The sequence below is a fragment of the Nocardiopsis gilva YIM 90087 genome (assembly GCF_002263495.1).
Classification (GTDB): Bacteria; Actinomycetota; Actinomycetes; order Streptosporangiales; family Streptosporangiaceae; genus Nocardiopsis_C; species Nocardiopsis_C gilva.
The window spans coordinates 2,359,123-2,376,245 of sequence record NZ_CP022753.1; the positions used below are offsets into that span (position 1 = coordinate 2,359,123).

Annotated in this window: 17 protein-coding genes; 8 read left to right on the forward strand and 9 right to left on the reverse strand. The window is 68.1% G+C overall.

The annotated features are described in order from the left end of the window. The first annotated feature begins 289 nt into the window (after positions 1–289). From CDO52_RS10800 to CDO52_RS10820, 5 genes are all read left to right on the forward strand, one after another. Complete coding sequence (locus tag CDO52_RS10800) at positions 290–1,093, forward strand: helix-turn-helix domain-containing protein (RefSeq protein WP_152471502.1); 804 nt, start codon at positions 290–292, stop codon at positions 1,091–1,093. A gap of 1 nt (position 1,094) precedes the next feature. Beyond that, positions 1,095–1,331 (forward strand): DUF397 domain-containing protein, encoded by a 237-nt coding sequence (locus CDO52_RS10805; protein WP_083919715.1) that lies wholly within the window; start codon positions 1,095–1,097, stop codon positions 1,329–1,331. A 49-nt stretch (positions 1,332–1,380) separates the two neighbouring features. Continuing rightward, complete coding sequence (locus CDO52_RS10810) at positions 1,381–2,172, forward strand: SDR family oxidoreductase (protein ID WP_026125505.1); 792 nt, start codon at positions 1,381–1,383, stop codon at positions 2,170–2,172. Positions 2,173–2,179: 7 nt separating this feature from the next. After that, entirely contained in the window at positions 2,180–2,803 is a 624-nt protein-coding gene (locus CDO52_RS10815; protein WP_017617238.1) for a TetR/AcrR family transcriptional regulator, read from the forward strand. Positions 2,804–2,969: 166 nt separating this feature from the next. Then, entirely contained in the window at positions 2,970–4,124 is a 1,155-nt protein-coding gene (locus tag CDO52_RS10820; protein WP_017617237.1) for an acetyl-CoA C-acetyltransferase, read from the forward strand. An 81-nt stretch (positions 4,125–4,205) separates the two neighbouring features. On the opposite strand, the gene CDO52_RS10825 is transcribed toward CDO52_RS10820, so the two are convergent. The 7 genes from CDO52_RS10825 to CDO52_RS10855 form a co-directional block, all read right to left on the reverse strand. Next, positions 4,206–4,502, reverse strand: coding sequence for a hypothetical protein (locus CDO52_RS10825; RefSeq protein WP_017617236.1), 297 nt, complete (start codon positions 4,500–4,502; stop codon positions 4,206–4,208). Between the two features lie 1,108 nt (positions 4,503–5,610). Beyond that, the gene (locus CDO52_RS27370; protein ID WP_157745521.1) at positions 5,611–5,829 is read right to left on the reverse strand and encodes a hypothetical protein; all 219 of its coding nucleotides are present in this window, start codon (positions 5,827–5,829) and stop codon (positions 5,611–5,613) included. 130 nt (positions 5,830–5,959) lie between these two features. Continuing rightward, the gene (locus CDO52_RS10835) at positions 5,960–6,319 is read right to left on the reverse strand and encodes a hypothetical protein (RefSeq protein WP_017617234.1); all 360 of its coding nucleotides are present in this window, start codon (positions 6,317–6,319) and stop codon (positions 5,960–5,962) included. 504 nt (positions 6,320–6,823) lie between these two features. Further along, on the reverse strand, positions 6,824–7,966 hold the full coding sequence (locus CDO52_RS10840) for an NAD(P)H-dependent flavin oxidoreductase (protein WP_094932360.1): 1,143 nt from the start codon (positions 7,964–7,966) through the stop codon (positions 6,824–6,826). Next, positions 7,963–8,736 (reverse strand): CoA-transferase subunit beta, encoded by a 774-nt coding sequence (locus tag CDO52_RS10845; protein WP_026125504.1) that lies wholly within the window; start codon positions 8,734–8,736, stop codon positions 7,963–7,965. Before CDO52_RS10845 ends, CDO52_RS10840 begins: the two co-directional genes overlap by 4 nt. Beyond that, entirely contained in the window at positions 8,733–9,605 is an 873-nt protein-coding gene (locus tag CDO52_RS10850; RefSeq protein ID WP_094932819.1) for a CoA transferase subunit A, read from the reverse strand. Before CDO52_RS10850 ends, CDO52_RS10845 begins: the two co-directional genes overlap by 4 nt. 65 nt (positions 9,606–9,670) lie before the next feature. Beyond that, positions 9,671–10,486: an enoyl-CoA hydratase family protein gene (locus CDO52_RS10855; protein ID WP_017617230.1), complete on the reverse strand. Its 816-nt coding sequence runs from the start codon at positions 10,484–10,486 to the stop codon at positions 9,671–9,673. 213 nt (positions 10,487–10,699) lie between these two features. Here CDO52_RS10855 and CDO52_RS10860 point away from each other — a divergent pair, with 213 nt between their 5' ends. The 3 genes from CDO52_RS10860 to CDO52_RS10870 all read left to right on the forward strand — a co-directional run bounded on the left by CDO52_RS10860 (position 10,700) and on the right by CDO52_RS10870 (position 13,441). Continuing rightward, positions 10,700–11,536: an SDR family oxidoreductase gene (locus CDO52_RS10860; protein WP_269769183.1), complete on the forward strand. Its 837-nt coding sequence runs from the start codon at positions 10,700–10,702 to the stop codon at positions 11,534–11,536. Then, a complete protein-coding gene (locus CDO52_RS10865; RefSeq protein ID WP_017617228.1) occupies positions 11,533–12,435 on the forward strand; it encodes an SDR family oxidoreductase in 903 nt (300 codons plus the stop codon). Before CDO52_RS10860 ends, CDO52_RS10865 begins: the two co-directional genes overlap by 4 nt. 280 nt (positions 12,436–12,715) lie before the next feature. After that, positions 12,716–13,441, forward strand: coding sequence for a class I SAM-dependent methyltransferase (locus tag CDO52_RS10870; protein WP_394296712.1), 726 nt, complete (start codon positions 12,716–12,718; stop codon positions 13,439–13,441). A gap of 87 nt (positions 13,442–13,528) precedes the next feature. On the opposite strand, the gene CDO52_RS10875 is transcribed toward CDO52_RS10870, so the two are convergent. Both CDO52_RS10875 and CDO52_RS10880 read right to left on the reverse strand, forming a co-directional pair. Next, on the reverse strand, positions 13,529–14,683 hold the full coding sequence (locus CDO52_RS10875) for an acyl-CoA dehydrogenase family protein (RefSeq protein WP_026125502.1): 1,155 nt from the start codon (positions 14,681–14,683) through the stop codon (positions 13,529–13,531). 5 nt (positions 14,684–14,688) lie between these two features. Next, entirely contained in the window at positions 14,689–17,034 is a 2,346-nt protein-coding gene (locus tag CDO52_RS10880) for an acetyl/propionyl/methylcrotonyl-CoA carboxylase subunit alpha (protein WP_232524438.1), read from the reverse strand. Positions 17,035–17,123 lie beyond the last annotated feature (89 nt).

Consider the following 17,123-nt stretch of genomic DNA (forward strand, 5'->3'; position numbering starts at 1 on the left):
CTTCCAGTCGGCCGGACTCGGGGATGTCCGACTTCTTCATGATGATGTGTGTCCCGGTCATTGCAACCACCGGAAATAGCGGTGGAGGTGCATACCGGTGACGTAGGGGCGCACCGAGCTTGTGTTCCTCAGCCGAGTGCGGATCATGACCCGTCACCTCCTTTCGCTGACCTCTGCGGGCGTGGAACAAGCATCGCGCCACAAGCGGTGACCTTCCTCTATCGCCACAGATCCATAGCATCTTCGAGACTCCGTGGAATCTTGGAGACCAGCAGAGCATCCTGTGGACATGGCAGAAAAAGTTGATGCGGTCTGGGCTCAGTGGGGCGCAGAGCTGCGCCGTATTCGTTCTCTAGCTGGGAAAACGCAAGCGCAGCTCGCTCGGGACGCACCCCTCAGTAGGCAGCAAGTGAGTGCTCTCGAGAAGGGGACGAGAACCCCAAAGCGGGAGTATGCCGAAGAGTTGGACAGGGCGCTTGCCACAGGGGGTGCTCTCACTGCACTCTGGGATGAGATCAGTGACACGAAGGATGTCCCTGATCATCTGAAAAGTATTCTGAAAGTCGAGCGCCAGGCCGCTGAGATCCGGGAGTATCAGTCCGTAGTTGTCCCTGGGCTGCTTCAGACAGAGGACTATGCTCGTGCCATCCTGGGGCCGCGATACATGAGGCGAACCCCAGAGCAGCTCCAGCAGCTGGTCAAGGCTCGCACGAGTCGGTTGCCCGCGATTGTGTCGTCTGGGCCCCTCCTGTGGTTCGTTGTGCGCTCTCCCGTCATGCGGTGTCCTGTGGGAGGGGATGAGATCCTGAAGAGGCAGCTTGAGCGCATCATCGATCTTTCGGAAAAGGGTGAGATCGAGTTCCAGATACTTCCGGACTCCCGCACTGGTGCAGGTTTCCATCCTCCGTTTCGTGTCAGCACGATGCCCGATGGAAAGACTGTCGGGTACGCGGAACATGCCATGGGTGGCTTGACGTTCGACAAAATGAAGCGTGTTGCCGTACTGCAAGCAGCGTTCGGTGCCTTGCAGGCGGACGCGCTTTCCCCTGACGATTCGATAGCAATGATCTACAAGATCAAAGGAGGCCTCTAAGATGGGGTGCTGGCGTAAGTCCAGCTACAGCGACACTTCGGGTGGCAACTGCCTTGAGGTCGCCTCTTGGCATACCTCCAGATACACGGATGGCGGCCTGGGGCAGAACTGCGTTGAGGTTGCAGAGGGGAGAGTTACTGCGATTCGGGATACCTGGTATCGCGAGCATGGATTCCTTGAGTTCCCAGCGCGCGAGTTCATCTCCCTTGTGAAGGCCGTGCGTCAGGAATCGCTTTAGTCAACACAGACACCAGTCTACCTAACAACCGTTTGGTAGTCTGGTTGTCATGGAGCACAGGACATCGGCACCCGTATCTGTCTCCACTCACGGGCTACTGCGTGGCCGGACTGCCGTAGTCACCGCAGCGGCCGGGGCCGGCATAGGCGGCGCCACAGCACGTCGGATGCTCGATGAAGGGGCCCGCGTCCTCATCAGTGACGCCCACGAACGTCGGCTGAAGGATGCTGAGGCAGCGCTCGCCGCAGACTTCGGGCCGGGTGCCGTCGCCTCCGTCCCCTGCGATGTCACCGTCGAAGACCAGGTGGCGGCCATGTTCGACGCCGCCTGCGGTCGGTTCGGCCGCGTCGACATCGTGGTCAACAACGCCGGGCTCGGCGGCACCGCCAAGCTCGTCGACATGACCGACCACCAGTGGGACCGCGTGCTCGATGTCACCCTGAACGGCACGATGCGCTGCACCCGTGCCGCCCTCCGCCTCATGACCGCCAACGGCGGCGGAACCATCATCAACAACGCCTCCGTGGCCGGTTGGCGCGCGCAGGAAGGGCAAGCGCACTACGCCGCCGCCAAAGCCGGGGTCATGGCTCTGACCAGGTGCGCCGCGATCGAGGCGGCGCCGCACGGGGTGCGGATCAACGCCGTCGCCCCCAGCCTGGCCATGCATCCGCATCTGGCGAAGGTGACATCCGAAGAGCTGCTCGCCGAGCTGACCACCCGGGAGGTGTTCGGCCGATACGCCGAACCGTGGGAGATCGCAAACGTTATCGTCTTCCTGGCCAGCGATTACTCCTCCTACATGACGGGAGAAGTGGTCTCGGTATCGAGTCAGAGAGCATGAAGACGCAATGAGCCCACGGCGACGCGACGCCGACAGCACGGCCACGGCACGCACCCAGCGACGGGCGGAACTGCTCGGCATAGCCGCCGACATCTTCGCCGAGCAGGGGTACGCCGCCACGACGATCCGGGAGGTGGCCGACGCGGCGGGCATGCTCGCCGGAAGCCTCTACTACCACTTCGACTCCAAGGAGTCGATGGCCGACGAAATCCTCTCCACCTTCCTCACCGAGCTGTGGGAGTCCTACGACCGGATCCTCGCCGAGGACAAAGGCGCCCGGGAGACCCTGGAAGCGCTCGTCGCAGCGTCGTTCACCGCCATCGACGCGCACCGGCCGGCCGTGGTCCTCTACCAGAACGAATCCAAGCACCTGGCGCAGAGCCCTCGGTTCGCCTACCTGAACGAATCCCGGACCCGCTTCCGCGACATGTGGGTCGAACTACTGGAGCGGGGCGTCCGCGAGGGCGCGTTCCGCGCCGACATGGACGTGCCCCTGGCCTACCGGTTCATCCGCGACACCGTGTGGGTCGCGGCGAACTGGTACGCGCCGGGCGGGCGCCTGTCCGCCGACATGGTCGCCAAGCAGTACCTGACGATGATCCTGGAGGGTATCCAACCCCACCCCTCCTGACTACTGAGGCTTCACCGGCGATGTCGCCGGTGCCTCCGTTGATCTCGGCGATATCGACCGAATTTCGCCGCGAATTCGGTCGATATCGCCGAGATCAACGGAGGAGCAGGAGTATTAACTCTGCCGCCGAACCCAGTCAGCACCCGCGTGAGGAGAGTGTCCGCCGATGGCCGAGGCTTTCATCGTCGACGCGGTGCGTTCCCCTGTCACCAGGCGAGGCGGCGGACTGTCCGGCGTGCACCCGGCCGATCTGGGCGCGCACGTCCTCACCGCGCTCATGGAACGCACGGGCGCCGACCCCGCCGCCGTCGATGACGTCATCCTCGGCTGCGTCGACACCATCGGTCCCCAGGCCGGGGACATCGCCCGCACCTGCTGGCTCGCCGCCGGATTGCCGGAGGAGGTGCCGGGCGTCACCGTCGATCGGCAGTGCGGCTCCTCGCAGCAGGCGGTGCACTTCGCTGCGCAGGCGGTGCTGTCCGGGACCGCCGACCTGGTCGTCGCGGGCGGGGTGCAGAACATGTCGCAGGTCCCCATCGGCTCCGCGATGACCGCCGCCGAAGGGCTCGGATCCACCGAGGGACCCTTCGCCGGTTCCGAGGGCTGGCGGCGCCGGTACGGCACGCAGGAGGTGTCGCAGTTCCGCGGTGCCGAGATGATCGCGCAGCAGTGGGGCATCACCCGCGACGCCATGGAGGAGTTCGCCCTGGGCTCGCACCAGCGGGCGATCCACGCCATCGACTCCGGCCGCTTCGACCGCGAGACGGCGCCCCTCGGCGACGTCACAACCGACGAGGGGCCGCGGCGCGGGACGACCCGACAGGCGATGGCCGGACTGCGCCCGCTTGTCGACGGCGGGCGGCTCACCGCAGCGCTCGCATCGCAGATCTCCGACGGCGCCGCGGCGCTGCTAATCGCCTCCGAGCGGGCTGTGGCCACGCACGGGCTCACCCCGAGGGCGCGGATCCACCACCTGTCGGCGCGCGGTGAGGACCCGGTGCGCATGCTGTCGGCGCCGATCCCGGCCACCGCTCACGCCCTGCGCCGGACGGGCATGCGCATCGGCGACCTCGACGTGCTGGAGGTCAACGAGGCGTTCGCGTCGGTTGTGCTCGCCTGGCTGAAGGAGACCGGTGCCGACCCCGCCCGTGTCAACCCGAACGGCGGCGGCATCGCGCTCGGCCACCCCCTCGGCGCGACCGGCGCCCGGCTGATGACCACCCTGCTCCACGAACTCGAACGCGTGGGCGGCCGCTACGGCTTCCAGGCCATGTGCGAGGGCGGCGGTCAGGCCAACGTCACGGTGATCGAGCGGGTGTGAGCGGACGCCGCGTCCCTGTGGTCTCCGGGACGCCCCTACGATGCTCTTGGTATCGGCCGGGTCCCCCGCCCTCGTCGCCGTTCACTCCATCCCAGCGATCCGAACATTGGGAGAGATCATGTCTTCGGTGTCGATCGCTTCCGCGTCCTTCAGGTCGACGTTGTCGATGAGGCTGTTGTTCAGGGGGACGGTGTCCTCAAGCGTGTGAGTGGCCTTGTTCGGTGTGACCTTGTGGTTCGCGGTGGTGCCGGCGATGCTCTCGCCGCCGCCGACCACGGAGGTCAGGGTGTCGGCGTGGGCCGTTCCAGCGGACAGGCCCGCTATGGCGATCGCGGCGGTGGCAAGGGTGGCAGTGAGTATCAGCTTGGTCGTCGCCATGGGGGGATCCTTTTCTTGGCGCTCTGTGGACTTGCTTGAAGTCTAAAGGTTAGTGGCCAGAAATGTTTCGCATCGAGCCAATCGGATGCTCGCTCAGTCCAATTTGCGAATTCTATTGTGTTTAGTAGGCCCACGGTGGCGGATAGCTGGTGCATCCCCGGTGGTTCTGGCTTGGTGAACGGCGATCCTGTCGCTTGATGGTTGACGTGCTTGTTTGTCTCCTTCGCAGTTTGTGAGCCCCATTTTTCTCGTCTTTAGAGTATTGTGTTGGGAATCATGTGGAATTTATCTGAAGAGATTGATCTCCACTCTTGTCCGGAGAGAAGATGGAATGCCCGATATGGACGATGTGCTCTCTGCGGGCGGCTCATCTTCGGTATGTGGCTCCGGTGCGTTTCAGGCGTTCCAGGCCGTCCACGGTCGAGTGCGCATCGTCCATGATGTGGTCGATCAGCTCCGCGCGGGAGGGCAGGTCGTGCGTGTGGCGCAGAGTAGGCGGGCACGGCGCGTTCCAATGATGTGGCAGCAAACATCCAACTTTCGGTCACAGTCACCGTTTTCGGTGTCGATCCGCTTTGTCCCGGTAGTCACGTCATAGCGTGGGCAGAGGCGGCCACGTGCGTAGTGCACTGAGGTGACTTCAATGCGCACACAGCCGTGCTGTCAGGTATCGACGATCACAGGGGGCTCGTCATGGCGGTGTCAACCGTGGAACAACGCAATCAGGAATGTGTGGATGCCTGCGCCGAGTGTCAGCAGGCGTGCGAGGCGTGTAACTACAGGTGCTGCGCGGAGAACTCGGAGATGGCCGCGTGCGCGCGACTGTGCCTGGACTGCGCGGCGATCTGTGCGCTGTGCGTGACGTTGCTGTCGCGAGGGTCGAAGTGGGCGGCGCGGCTGTGTCAGACGTGCGCGGAGATCTGCGAGGCGTGCGCGGCCGAGTGCGAGAAGTACGACGCCGACTACTGCCGTGAGTGCGCGGCCGCATGCCGTCGGTGCGCGGAGCAGTGTCGGCAGATGGCCGGAGCGGGAGTCTAAGGTTCCCGACGTTCACGCGTTGAGGGAGGGGGACGGCCGTCGGCTGTCCCCCTCCCGCTGGTGGTTCCGCTCACTGACTGGGGTCTGGCGCTTCTCGTCCTCCAGGCTTGACCACGATGATCGAGCGGGTCTGAGGCGGCTCGATCTCCCATGGTTCCAGGCGAGTCGGGGCATCGAAGCGCTGCGCCACGTGCGCGACGCGACCTTCGGCGAGGATGTCGGCGAGGTTCGCTCGGGCGCAGGGCCGCCGGCCAACCTGGCGGCCCTGCGCATCCTTGCCGTCGTCCAACTGCGGGGGACTGGGGCGCGCGACGGTTCCCGACGCGATCCGCTGGCTCGCCTACGAGTGCTTTCAGCCGCCCCTCAGCCTGATCGCTATCCCCTGACCAGTACGGACTTCCGCGAACAGCGACAATGAATCATTCGTCCCAGAGGTCCGCGATGACCAGGGCTTCGACGTACCCCTTGAAGCCGATATCAAGTCGAGCCTGTGGAGCCATAGGGCGCAACTGCACCGTGAGGGTGACGCTACCGTCACCGTGTCCTCTTCCCGGATCCAGATCGAGCCTGATGTTCTCCCGACCCAGAAGGTACTCATAGACTCTGCCGTCTGTGAGGTACTGGAGGTCGAAGGACTTTAGCGCCACATCAACACAGGCGTGATGATGGTCGTCCCACCGGATGCGCTTACTGAAGTCGAATCGCTCTTCCTTCACCCAGTTATCCGTGGACGTGGTCACCGGGATGTCGAACCGGACGGTATAGAACGCGAGTGACACGAAACGTTCCTCTCATAAATATCGGCCGGGTCGCCGATATCCGCGTTGTAATCGAAAAGGATTAGCCCTTTGGAGTTCGTTGGTGAACTCCCTGTCACTGTGGCCAGCCTAAGAAGCTGCCGAAGGAAAGTAAAGAGAAAATCCGCATCTTTTCGAAGGGTTGGGATGATCAACGTTAATGATTAAATAATAGATGTATTTCTCAATTTTTGAATGAGGTCTCATCTCAAGAGGCCTGGTGGGGGATATTCTGCCTGGAATGTTCCCCGTCGTGAGTGATGTGCTGCCTGGGGGGTGGGGGAGACAGCCGGGCCGACACCTGGCCAGGGTCACGGGGACACGATCAGCTCTGCTTTGGGAATCGAGGCCTGCGAAATAGAGGTTTTCATCTCGTAGGCCAAAACCTGCTCAAGAGTGTTCATTCCTCCGGTCCCGCTCGTCGGGCGCATGTTGGAAGAAGATGTCGGCATTATCGAGTCTGGAATGGCTGACCTGCGAAATCGTTCACTCCCGTTTCATGACCGCAGTCGAGCCCCGCTCCAAGCGGTCGAGGGCCGCGTATGCCTCGGCCATGATTCGGTCGATCAGTTCCGCGCAGGAGGGCAGATCGTTTGGGTCGTCGATGACGCTGACGACCTGGCCGGACGCCATGACGCCGAGATCGGTGCGGCCGTCGACCATGGCGGACTTGAGCAGCATCGGAGTATTGGCCGCCATGAGCACTTGCGACCAGGACAAGCCGGTACCGCGCCGCAGCGCCGCGCCCTCGCGTAGGAGGCCCGGCCAGGACAGGCCGGAGAGGCGGCGGAAGCGGGCGGCGTTGCGGGCCGCGCTCAGGAGGCGTCGGGGGCGAGTGGAGGTCTCCAGAGAGTCGACGAGGTCGGTGCGCAGGACGCGGTGCGGCAGGCCGTCGACCTGGCGGGTCACCACGGTGTCGCGCGTTCTGAGGTAGAACCGCTTCACCTCGTCGGGGACCGGGCTGTCCGAGGTGAGCAGGAAACGGGTGCCCATCGCGATCCCGGCGGCGCCGTAGGCGAGTGCGGCGACGAGACCACGGCCGTCGAAGAAGCCGCCTGCGGCGATCACCGGAATCTCGACCGCGTCGACGACCTGCGGCAGCAGAACACCCGTGGCCACCGAGCCGGTGTGCCCGCCCCCTTCGCCGCCCTGGACCAGCACGGCGTCGGCGCCCCACGCCTCGACCTTCTCGGCGTGCCGCCGGGCGCCGACCGACGGGATCACCACCACACCGGCATCCTTCAGCCGACGGATCAGCTTCGGGTCGGGCGCCAGCGCGAACGAGGCGACCTTCACGCGCTCCCGGATCAGGAGGCCGACGCGGTCGCTCGCGTCCGCGGCATCGGCTCGAAGATTGACACCAAAGGGGGCGTCCGTCCGCTCCCGCACCTCACCGATGGCCTCGGCGAGCCGCTCCACGGGCATCGTCGCCGACGCCAGAATGCCCAGCCCACCGGCGTTCGCGGTGGCGGCGACCAGTTGCGGCCCGGCGACCCAGCCCATGCCCGTCTGCACGATCGGGTAGCGGCAGCCGACCAGTGCGGTCAGCGGGGTCGGGAATGGTGCCGGCTTCCTCTTCGGAGACGCCGAGGCCGGATGGGGGTCGGCGTCTCCGAGACCGGGGCTCATTCGGCAACCTCGCGGGCGCGCAGGCCGTCGGGGTCGAGTACGTCGCGAAGCAGGTGGAGCTCGCGCTCGGTCGGGTGGCGGGTGGTTCGTACACCGTCGCCCGGGACATGCAGGTCGAAGCCGGTGTTGTCACACACCTCCTCAACCGTGACGCCCGGGTGCAGCGACACCAGCCGCAGCGTGCGCCCCGGGCCGTCGAAGTCCAGCACCCCCAGGTCCGTGACGACACGGCGCAGGTCGTGGGCGTCGGTGGCGGCGACACCACTCACCATGTCGACCCTGTCCACGAACACGCGCCGAGTGTGGCGCGGGATCCAGTAGCTGGTGGTGTTCCGGATCGTGTTGCCTGGTGCCCCGCGAGCGCCGAGGAGCTGGGCGGTCGGCTGCGACCAGTCGCCGATACAGGAGATGTTGCTCCGGCCGTGCCGGTCGAGCTGGGCGGCGCCCATCATCACGTGTCTGCGTCCGTGGAGGACCAGCCACAGGTGGTCGCGGAAGGGGAGCCATCCCTCGGCCGTCGCGTCGGCGGCCGGACCGGCGGGGCGGCCGAGTGGCAACGGGTCGCGGCTGAGCAGTGCGCCGCCGTCCGTGGTGAGCAGGCCGGGCGCGAAGGTGAGGCGGGCCAGGCGGGCGCCGAGGGTCGAACAGGTCCCCATAGCGGCGGCCAGCACCTCGCCGTCGCCACGCCACGCGTCGGCGCAGGCGGTCACGCACATCTCGGCCCGCGTCGCTGGTGTCGACGGCGGCGTCCATGGGCCCGAGGGGGTCATCGCTGGCTCACCTCCCGCTGGTAGGAGCCCTCATCCACGTCCAGGTACCGGCTCCGGAACCGCCGCCATTCGGCGGGGTCGGAGGCGGCAGCCGCGTAGCGCCGCTGGAAGGGCTCGTCGCGTCCGTAGTCCGGCTCGCAGGTGGTGAAGTGCCCTCCGTTCGGGGTTTCCGCCACGCCCGCCACCATCATTCGGCTGATCAGGAGCGACTGCACCGGCCCCTCGAAGGCCTCGACCAGCCGCTCGCAGGACAGGTAGCAGTGGCGGGCGGCCTTGGCGAAGAGGTCGTCGAGGTAGGGATCGGGGCCGAGGTACTGCCCGTTGCCGCGCGCGTCGGCGCGGTTCATGTGCACCAGGGCGGCATCGAGGCGCAGCGGGGGCATGGCGACCAGCTCTTCGCCCGTGTCTTGTTCCTCTTCCTGGGCGCTGATGGGGCCGGGCCGGCTGGCGGAGGTGGGGTAGGGGGAGCGGATGGTCCGCAGACCGGGATTGACCCGCAGGACGTCCGAGGCCATCCCGGCGGGCGTGGGGAGGAACGGGAGGCCGTGGGCCGCCGCGAGGAGCCCGAACATGAACATGCCCTCGTCGTACTCGGTGAACCCGATGTCGCCGCGCTGGCGTGCCGTTCGGAACCAGGGGTCCAGCGGCATGGTGTCGAGCGTGACGAACGGGGCGACTACGTGCCGCACCTTGCCGTAGGCGCACAGCAGGCCGACGTCCGGGCCGCCGCAGGACACCACGGTCAGGTCGCGCACGGGGGAGCGGCAGATGGCCCGGACCAGCGCCATCGGCTTGCGGCGCGATCCCCAGCCGCCGATGCCGATCGTCATCCCGTCCGACAGTGACGCGGCGATCCCCTCGGGGGACATGACCTTGTCGGCGACGGTGGCGCTGTCCCCGTTCGTGTGTGCGCCCGTGTCCGCGTTCGGGCCGCTCACCGCGTCGTGCTCCGGTCGGTGTACCTGCGGGCGAGGTCTGGGGGCGCGGATTCGGCCTCCGCCTCCGCTTCCCGTTGGCCGGTGAAGCCGTCGCGGTGGGCACCGCCCGCGCCGGTGAGCGTGAGTTCGTAGGTGAAGCCCTGCTCGAACCGGTAACCGCGCTTGACGTCCACCGGGTCGATGCCGTTCAGCACCTCCTTGGCGCAGCGGATGACCCGCGGGTCCTTCTCGGCGATCTCGCCCGCCACGGCCAGTGCCGTCGCTCGCAGCTCGGCTGGCGGCACCACCGACAGCACCGAGCCGTAGGCGTGGAGTTCGGTGGCCAGAACGTTGCGGCATGTGTAGACCATGGCGCGCAGCAGGTGCTGGGGCACCAGTCGCGCGAGGTGGGTGGCGGCGCCCAGCGCGCCGCGGTCCACCTCGGGGAGGCCGAAGTAGGCGTCCTCGGAGGCGACCACGATGTCGGCGTTTCCGGCCAGCCCGACGCCGCCGCCGAGGCAGAAGCCGTGGACGGCAGCGATCACCGGGACTTCGCAGTCGTAGACCGCGGCGAAGGCGGCGTAGCAGCCGCGGTTGGCGCCGAGGAGAGCGCTGTATCCGGTCGTGCGCTGCATCTCTTTGATGTCGACGCCGGCGTTGAAGCCGCGCCCTTTCGCGCGGAGTACGGCGGCACGTACGGCGGGGTCGCGTCCGGAATGCCGTACGGCGTCGGCCAGGTCGTACCAGTCGCGGACCGCCAGGGCGTTGACCGGGGGAGTGTCGACCACGATCTCGGCGATGCCCGAGGAGTGGATGGTGGTGGAGACCGCCATGGCTTACCTTTCCACCAAACGTTTGTTAGAACTAAGACCGTAGCAGCCCGCCGCGGACGCCTCCAAGGGTGAGATCCGGGAGAGCTGAAGCAGCGACGAGTTCCGTTGATCTCGGAGATATTGGGGTCTCACGGGCAGTTTTGACCCCAATATCTCCGAGATCAACGGGGGACTGTTGGAACGGTTGGTGAAAAGCTCGGCAGGAGGTGGGCCGTGCCGCACGCAGCGGACCTCAGCGGGATGACGGTCGTGGTCACCGGTGGTGTGCGCGGTGTCGGTCTTGGCATCACCACCGCGTTTCGCGCGGCCGGTGCCCACGTCATCACCTGCGCCCGCCGAGAGCCGGACGGCCTGCCCGAGGGGGTCGGTTTCGAGCGGGTCGATGTCCGCGACGCCGACGCCGTGGCGGACTTCATCGGCGGGATCGCCGATCTCGACGTCGTCGTCAACAACGCGGGCGGCACCCCGTACCTGCCCGCGAGCGAGGGAGACGCGCGCAGGCACGCCAAGGTGATCGAGCTCAACCTCATCGCCCCGCTCATCGTCTCGCGTGCCGCCAATCGTGTGTTGCAGGGTCGGCCCGGGGGCGGCTCGATCATCATGATCGGCAGTGTCAGCGGGCATCGTCCCTCCCCGGGCACCGCCGCCTACGGCGCGGCCAAGGCGGGACTGGACAACCTCACGGCCTCCCTCGCGGTCGAGTGGGCGCCCAGGGTGCGGGTGAACGCGGTGACCGTCGGGATGGTGCGGACCGAGAAGTCGGCGATGCACTACGGCGACGCGGCGGGCGTCGCCGCCGTCGCCCGGACCGTGCCGCTGGGTCGGCTCGCTGAGCCCGCCGATGTCGGCCACGCGTGTGTCTTCCTGGCCTCGCCGTCCGCCGCCTACATCAGCGGCGCCTCGCTGCTGCTGCACGGCGGAGGTGAGCGCCCCGCGTTCCTGGACGCCGCGGCACAAGCATCGACGGCGTCACCCACCAGAGGCCAGCAGCCATCGACCGGTGACGCCATCGCCGACACGCACACCCCCGACCGGGAGGACAACGCATGATCTGTGAGAACAGAGTCGCCATCATCACCGGAGCCGGGCGCGGACTGGGTCGGGCACACGCCTTGGAGTTCGCGCGGCAGGGCGCCAAGGTTGTGGTCAACGACCTGGGTGTGGAGCGTGACGGCACGGGCCACTCGCGGGAGCCGGCCGCCCAGGTGGCGGAGGAGATCCGCGATCTCGGCGGGGACTCCGTCGCCGCGACCGGTGACATCTCCACGACCGAAGGCGCCGCCGACCTCATCCGCACCGCGCTCGACACGTTCGGGCGACTCGATGTGCTGGTCAACAACGCTGGTTTCCTCCGCGACCGCATGCTTGTCAACCTCACCGAGGAGGAATGGGACTCCGTCGTGCGCGTCCACCTGACCGGGCACTTTCTGCCGCTTAAACATGCTGCGACCCACTGGCGTTCCGAGGCGAAGGCCGGGCGCGACGTCGACGCGCGCGTGATCAACACGTCGTCCGGCGCCGGGCTCCTGGGCAGCGTCGGGCAGAGCAACTACGCGGCGGCCAAGGCCGGGAGCGTGGCCCTGACCCTGGTGGCCGCCGCCGAGCTCGCGCGCTACGGCGTCCGGGTCAACGCCATCGCCCCGGCCGCGCGCACCCGCATGACAGAGGACCTGTTCGCCGACACCATGGCCGTGCCGGAGAACAGCACCTTCGACCGGATGGACCCGGCCAATGTCTCGCCCCTGGTGGCCTGGCTCGGATCTTCGGAGTCAGCGAAAGTGACGGGCCGCGTGTTCGAGGTCGACGGCGGACGCATCTGCGTCATGGAGGGCTACCGCCACGGCCCCGCCATCGACAAGGGCGCGCGCTGGCACGCTGACGAAATCGGCGCCACGATCCACACCCTCCTCGCCGGTGCGGCGCCCCCGGAACCGGCCTACGGCAGCTGATTCTGGTTCGGTTGTGCAGTTCGTCGGCCGAGGTGGTGGGAACGGGATAAACGGGCCGATTATCATCCGGGTTACGGTGACCGATTTCCGTTTTAGATGGTCAGGAAGCTTGATCCGATTCGCGATGATTGTCCGGAATTGAGGTCGCGGCGCCCTTCGCACCATTCGCCTCCATGGTCTGGCAGGCTTCGATTCGAAGGCAGGGAGCCGCGACAGAGAGGAATCCATCGCCGTGCCGAGGAAGAATGTGACCGCGGACCGCTCCACCTTGGGTCACAAAATGGGCTATGCGCTGCGGAACCCCGGAAAGATACCGGGCTACCTCAAGCGGGCGGGGCGCGACAGGTGGCTGCGGCTGCGTTACCCGGACCATGTCTCCTACTACCGCGCCGTCATGAAGCATGACACCGCGAGCAGCCCCGAGGCCGCCGTCGGATCCCAGACCCATGACCGCTGGCTGGCGCTGGGGAAGATGCAGTTCGACTATCTCGTCTCCCACGGGTTGCAGCCGGGTGACCGCATGCTCGACATCGGGTGCGGAAACCTGCGCGCGGGGTGGCGGTTCATCGACTACCTCGACACCGGCAACTACTACGGCATCGACATCTCGCCGGACATCCTCGTCGCCGCCCAGGAGACCCTGGCCCGCCAGCGGCTGCAGGACAAGCTGCCGCACCTCACCCCGGTGCGCGACCTCACCTTCACCTTCCTGCCCGACGCCCGTTTCCGGGTGGTCCACGCCCACAGCGTGTTCTCCCATTCGCCGTTGGATGTGATCGACGAATGCCTGGCGCACGTGGGGCGGATTCTGGCCGCTGACGGGTGGTTCGACTTCACCTTCGACCGTACGGAGGGGAAGGAGCACCACGTGCTGCACGAGGACTTCTACTACCGCACCGAGACCCTGATCGCCCTGGCCGAGAGGCACGGGCTCAAAGCGCGCTTCATGGACGACTGGGAGAAGCAGCCGCACGGCCAGTCCAAGATCCGCGTCACCCACGGGTAGGCACCCGCCGGGGGCCGCGTGCGGCGCCGCATGCCGCGACCGGATGTCGTCGCTCGACCCGGCCGCGGCACGCGCGGCACAGAGTAGTTAGGCCGGGAGACCCAGTTCGCGGGCGATGAGCATCTTCTGGACTTCGCTGGTGCCCTCGCCGATCTCCAGGATCTTGGCGTCGCGGTAGAAGCGGCCCACCGGGTACTCGTTCATGAAGCCGTAGCCGCCGAAGATCTGGGTCGCGTCGCGCGAGTTGTCCATGGCGGCGTTGGACGCCACCAGCTTGGCGATGGCGGCCTCCTTCTTGAAGGGCTCGCCTGCGAGCATGCGCGCCGCCGCGTCGTAGTAGGCCAGGCGGGCGGTGTGGGCGCGGGCCTCCATGTCGGCGATCTTGAACTGGATGGCCTGGTACTGCCCGATGTGCTGGCCGAACGCCTCGCGCTCGGCGGCGTAGCGCAGGCTCTCGTCCACGCACCCCTGGGCCAGGCCCACCGACAGCGCGGCGATGGCGATGCGCCCCTCGTCCAGGATGCGCAGGAACTGGGCGTAGCCGCGGCCGCGCTCGCCCACCAGGTTGGCCTCGGGCACCCGGCAGTCGTCGAAGACCAGCTCATTGGTGTCGGAGGCGTTCCACCCCACCTTGGAGTAGTGCTGGCCCACGGAGAAGCCCGGGGTGCCGGACGGTACGAGGATCGCGGAGATCTCGGGGCGGCCGTCCGGGCGCTCGCCGGTGATGGCCGTGACGGTGACGAGCGTGGTGATGTCGGTGCCGGAGTTGGTGATGAACGACTTCGTCCCGTTGACCACCCACTCGCCGTTGTCGAGGCGGGCGGTGGTGCGGGTGGCTCCGGCGTCGGAACCGCCGCCGGGTTCGGTGAGCCCGAACGCGCCGAGCGCCTCACCCGAGCAGAGCCGGGGCAGCCAGGTCTTCTTCTGCTCCTCGCTGCCGAAGCGATAGATCGGCATCGCGCCGAGGGAGACCCCGGCCTCCAGGGTGATGGCCACCGAGGAGTCGACCCGGGCGAGTTCCTCCAGGGCCAGGCAGAGCGCGAAGTAGTCGCCGCCCATGCCGCCGAACTCCTCGGGGAACGGGAGCCCGAACAGGCCCATCCGGCCCATCTTCGCGATGATGTCGTAGGGGAAGGCGCCGCGCTCGTAGAAGTCGCCGATGACCGGCGCGACCTCGTCGCGGGCGAACGCCTCGACGGTTCGGCGCAGCTCCTCGTGCTCGTCGGAGAGTCGGTGGGTCATGTCGGTCACTCCTTGGGGGCGACGGAATCGGCGGGTCGCGCCGGTTCGGTGGGTGCGGTGGCGGACGGCGGGTGTGGTGCCGCCGATGGGTTGGCTGGTGGCTCGGTGGCCGGCGCGCTGTCGTCCGCGGAGATGACGGCCAGAAGCATGTCCATGGCAACGGGGCGGCCCGGGGCGACCTCCAGCCGGGTGACGACGCCGTCGATGGGGGCGGTGACCGCGTGCTCCATCTTCATCGCCTCGACCACGACGACCGGGGTTCCGGCGGTGACCCGCTGCCCCTGATCGACCGGGACTGAGAGCACCGTGCCCGGCATCGGGCTGCGGAGCGTGCCGTCGCCGCCGGATTCGGCCTCGCGGGCGGTCGCGAACGCGGGCTCCTCGTGGAGCTGCCAGGCCGAGCCCTCGCGGCCCAGCCACAGGTCGTCGCCGTCGACGGCGCGGGCGTAGCGCACGGTGCGCCCGCCGTAGTCGACGGTCAGGGAGCGGCCGTCCGGCGCTCGCGACGCGCGTGCCGGTAGCGGGTCGGAGTCGCCCACGCGGACCTCGTAGCCGATGGGCGCACCGGGCGAGCGGGGCGCGTCGGGTGTCGTGGTGCGCCGGACCAGCACCGTGACCGGGTCATGGCGGGGCGCGCGCAGCCGCCAGGTGGTCCAGGCAGGGCCGCCGACGCGCCAGCCGTCGGGGACGTCGAAGCGGTCGGTGCGCGGGTCGGTCGGCTCCAGCCGGAGTTGGTGGTCGAGGGCGGCGGCCGCGTAGAGCTCGACGGGTACGGCGTCGCCGGCCTCGGGGATGAGGTCGGGGCGGATGCGCTCGGTGAGGTCGGTGCTGAGGTTCCCGGCCGCGACGTCGGGGTGGCGCAGGAGGCGGCGCAGGAACGCGACGTTGGTGCCGCAGCCGAGCAGGGTGTAGCGGGCGAGCGCGGCGTCCATCCGGTCCAGCGCGGAGGGGCGGTCCGGGGCCCACGTGATGACCTTGGCCAGCATGGGGTCGTAGGCGGAGGTGATCTCGGCGTGGTCGTCCAGGCCGGAGTCGACGCGGGTGTCCTCGCCTTCGGGTTCGGCGAGGAGGAGGACCCGGCCGCCGGTCGGCAGGAAGTCGAGGGCGGGGTCCTCGGCGTAGACGCGGGACTCCACGGCGTGGCCGGACAGGCCGATGTCGGCCTGGGAGAAGGGGAGGCGCTCGCCAAGGGCGACGCGCAGCTGCAGCTCGACGAGGTCGACGCCGCGGTGGCCGTCGACGGTGGTGACGGCTTCGGTGACGGGGTGCTCGACCTGGAGGCGGGTGTTCATCTCTAGGAAGGAGTAGTCGAGTTCGCGGGTTGTCCCCAGGTCGGCGGATGCCGTTGGTCGGGTGCGTGCCCTGTCGGCTTCACTTGAAGTAAGGGGTTCCCCCGGAACCTCCGCCTCGTCGTGCCCGGGTGCCGTGCGCGCACCGGCCTCCCCGACGCCGCCGGACTCCGCGGTGGCACCGGGCCCCTGGACGATGAACTCCACCGTCCCCGCGCCCACATACCCGCACGCCGTGGCCGCGGCCACCGCCGCCGCGCCCATCGCCGCCCGCTGCTCCTCCGTCAGCAGCGGCGACGGCGCCTCCTCCACGATCTTCTGGTGTCGCCGCTGCAGGCTGCACTCGCGCTCACCGAGATGCACCACGTTGCCGTGCGCGTCGGCCAGCACCTGCACCTCGATGTGCCGGGGCCGCTCAACCAACCGCTCCACCAGCAGCGTCGCGTCGCCGAACGCCGCGGCCGCCTCGCGACGGGCCGCCGCTGCGGCCCCGGCCAGCTCACCGGCATCGCGCACCAACCGCATCCCCTTGCCGCCGCCACCGGCCGACGGCTTGATCAACAGTGGGTACCCGACCTCCGCCGCGGCCCGCTCCAACTCCGCGTCGGACAGCGGGCGCCCGGCCTCCTCCGCGAACCCGGGCAGCAGCGGCACCCCGGCCCCCGACACCGTGGCCTTCGCCTGGATCTTGTCGCCCATCGCCTCGATGGCCTCCGGCGGCGGGCCGACGAAGGTCAGCCCCGCCTTGCCGCACGCCCGCGCGAAGCCCGCGTTCTCCGACAGGAACCCGTACCCCGGGTGGATCATGGTCGCGCCGGTCGCCAGCGCGGCATCGATGATGGCGGTCCCGTTCAGGTAGCTGTCGGCCAGGCTCGCGCCGCCCACCCGCACCGCCACGTCGGCCGCCCGCACGTGGCGCGCGTCGGGGTCGCCGTCGCTGTAGACCGCCACCGACCGCATCCCCAGCCGCCGCAGCGTGCGCATGATGCGCACCGCGATCTCGCCCCGGTTGGCCACCAGCACCGTCGGAGCGGCGGTCATCGCCGCGCGCGTGTTCGTCATCTTCGACTCCGTCGCCTCCGCTGACACTGTCGCCCCAGCTCTCCCTGCGGCCCCTGAGGTCTCCGCGGCCCCGGCCGTCGCCCCAGGTG